The sequence below is a fragment of the uncultured Rhodococcus sp. genome (assembly GCF_963525155.1).
GTDB classification, from domain to species: domain Bacteria; phylum Actinomycetota; class Actinomycetes; order Mycobacteriales; family Mycobacteriaceae; genus Rhodococcus_F; species Rhodococcus_F qingshengii.
Genome location: NZ_CAURKP010000334.1, coordinates 1 through 2599 on the forward strand (window position 1 = coordinate 1; position 2599 = coordinate 2599).

Consider the following 2599-nt stretch of genomic DNA (forward strand, 5'->3'; position numbering starts at 1 on the left):
CTCCGCGTCGGTGGAAGTCCCCGGAATCGGAACCGTCGACGCGATTGTCGACTACATCAACGACTGGTTCATCGGCTTGCGCACCCAGGACGCATTGCTGCGGTTCTACGGCCGAAATGCTTTCGGCGGCACCGTCGACGCGGCCCATCACCTCTTCGCAGAGGGTGCTGACGGTGCATCAGCAACGGCAGCGTGGCAGGGCTGGCTCGACGGCGCGTTCGCCTGAGTCGTCACACTCCCCGCTCTGCTGACACGCGACCGTCGTCGATCGCGGTCAGCAGAGCGGCGTGATCGCGAGCATTGCGCTTGGCGTAGGCAGCCGCGAACTCCCCGATCGCGAAATCGAATTCGGTTCCGTCACCGAGATATTCGGCGATCGCTATCCGATCGGACGAGCGAGCGTGTGCGTAGGCAAGGACCCTGGCGCACAGGCGCCCGTAGAGTTCCAGCCCCTGCGGCACCATCTCTTCGATGACTGCCGACCCTTTACCGTCACGCAGTTGACGAATGTAGAAATCGTGCTCACCCTCGTCGAGCCCCGGCCCTCGTTCCCAGCCGAGAAAGATGTCGCTTGTCGCTTGCATCAAGCGTTGCCCGTTGACGACGCGTTCCCCTTCGTTCTTGAAGGTCGGACCATCGACGTAGCCGGACAATACCGAGGGTTGCGCTTCCTTGACCTGCAGGATCAACGGATCGTCGTCGTCGACTCCTTTCATGAGGATCATCCATGCGCGTGTTCCGACGCTCCCGACACCGACAACCTTCCGCGCAATGTGCGTCATCTCGAAGCTTTCGAGCAACACCCGACGGTCCCACTGCAGCGTGCTCCGATACGACCGAACGCGCTGACGTAGCAACTCCTCGATCTGCGTGAGATCGGTCCCTGCGAACAACTCGTTCGCGGGCACGATCAGCGGCGGATCACTGATGAATTGCCGCCGGCCGTCGACGATTTCGGTGAACTTGCCTGCCGCCTGCACACTGTCGCGGCGACGAGCCTTGTCCAGCGTCGCTTGTGTGCGAGCAAGCATGCGCTTCTTCAGGTCGATCTGGAGAGCCTCGAGCCCGTCCTCGGGTGCGATGTGCGAGTACCAGACTGCAAGATTTCCCAATCCTGCCTGGGTGATCATGGTTTCCCGATACTCGGCCGCGCATCCGCGAACGATCTTCTTCCGCTCCTTGCCCGAAAATCCGTTGTCCTTTGCGGCGATCACCAAACTTGCGGCCAGTCGTTTCACGTCCCATTCGAACGGTCCCGGGTACGTTTCGTCGAAGTCGTTGATGTCGAACGCGAGTTTTCGCTCGGGCGTCGCATAGATACCGAAGTTGCTCAGGTGCGCGTCGCCGCAGAGTTGGCTGGCAAGACCCGAATCCGGACTGCGTGACAAATCGTCGGCCATCACCAGAGCAGCGCCGCGGAAGAACGAGAACCGCGATGCCGACATCCGCCCGTATCGGATGGGCACCAGGTCCTGTACCCGCGACTTCGCCTGCAATTCGAGCAGTGATATCGGATCACGGTCACTCTCTGCCAGATCCGCGAGCGCGGCCAATGGCGTATCTCTACGCGCCTGACGGCCGCGCGCCCGCCTTTCGTCGACCGTGAGATGCTCGGTACGCACTGCTGTCATCTGCCCGACCTTTCACTCGCAACGGCTATCGCTACGAACTCGACGCGTCGGGCGTCGTGCGGCCTCCTGATCCGCGCGCTGCGCGTACCAGGAGTTCCGGACTTGACACCAACGCCTTGCGCCACGGAAGTACCCCGTCGATCTCGATCTGAATCGACAGGCTCAGCACGGTCCGAATAAGAACGATCATGCCCAGAACTGCGGCGTCTGTCAGCGACGGCGACGACGTCACCGTCTTCACCAGATCAGCGGCGACAAGGATCTCGAGGCCGAGAAGGATGACCGCGCCCATGGTCTCGCGCAGAGTACGAAACGCCGAACTACCGTCCCGCGTTCGACTCCATGCGCGCCCCGCGATCACGAATGCGAACACGAACCCGAGAACCATGGCGACAACACCGAGTACCTCGAACCATTCGGTGACCAGCTCGAAGAACCTGATTTTGTCCATGGTCATGATTCTCGAGGTAATGCACCGATAAGTCGAGGTGACACGACGGCGTCAGCTGAAGATCCGCTCGATGTCGTCGAGTCGCAGCTCGGTCGCGCGGGGAGAATAGCCCGAGCCCCACAGGCTGTCGTCGACGTAATGGACGTTCCCCGAGCGGACAGCGGGAAGACGCTCCCAGAGCGGGTTCATCGCCAACTGCGCGCGGACGTCCTGCTGGTCCTGGAATGCGCCCACGATGATCACGTCGCTGGTCACCTGATCGAGTTGCTCCGCTGTGAGTGTGCGCGTGAACTCCTCCGATGTAGCTCGTTCGCCGGGGAAACCGAGGGCGTCGAGAAGAGCGTCGACCTGGTTGTAGACGACACCGTTCTCGCCGGTGCGGAGGAGGGTCACCGACGGCAACGAACCGAGGGCGGAGAGTCGATCCTTGATTGCCAGGAGGCGGTCTTCCGTTCGCGCGTTCAATTCGGCCGCCGCGTCTTCGCGTCGGACCGCGACGCCCATCGAGGTGACCAAT

Annotated in this window: 3 protein-coding genes and 1 pseudogene; 1 reads left to right on the plus strand and 3 read right to left on the minus strand. The window is 61.9% G+C overall.

Translation table 11 applies throughout. From position 1 onward, the window contains the following. Positions 1-226 (plus strand): annotated as a pseudogene (locus RWT78_RS29105) (SRPBCC domain-containing protein); the annotation flags it as partial. Between the two features lie 4 nt (positions 227-230). Here the strand turns inward: RWT78_RS29105 and RWT78_RS29110 are convergent. The 3 genes from RWT78_RS29110 to RWT78_RS29120 all read right to left on the minus strand — a co-directional run. Further along, on the minus strand, positions 231-1631 hold the full coding sequence (locus RWT78_RS29110) for a DUF2252 domain-containing protein (RefSeq protein ID WP_007728051.1): 1401 nt from the start codon (positions 1629-1631) through the stop codon (positions 231-233). A 31-nt stretch (positions 1632-1662) separates the two neighbouring features. Continuing rightward, positions 1663-2082 carry a DUF1622 domain-containing protein gene (locus RWT78_RS29115; RefSeq protein WP_007728052.1) on the minus strand — a complete coding sequence of 140 codons (420 nt, stop codon included), beginning with the start codon at positions 2080-2082 and terminating at the stop codon, positions 1663-1665. 51 nt (positions 2083-2133) lie between these two features. Further along, on the minus strand, positions 2134-2599 hold a 466-nt coding region (locus RWT78_RS29120), incomplete at its 5' end, for an ABC transporter substrate-binding protein (protein ID WP_314682938.1).

Coding starts and splice junctions, on each gene's coding strand:
- RWT78_RS29110 (WP_007728051.1), bottom strand. CDS start 1,631: ATGACAGCAGTGCGTACCGAGCATCTCACGGTCGACGAAAGGCGGGCG.
- RWT78_RS29115 (WP_007728052.1), bottom strand. CDS start 2,082: ATGGACAAAATCAGGTTCTTCGAGCTGGTCACCGAATGGTTCGAGGTA.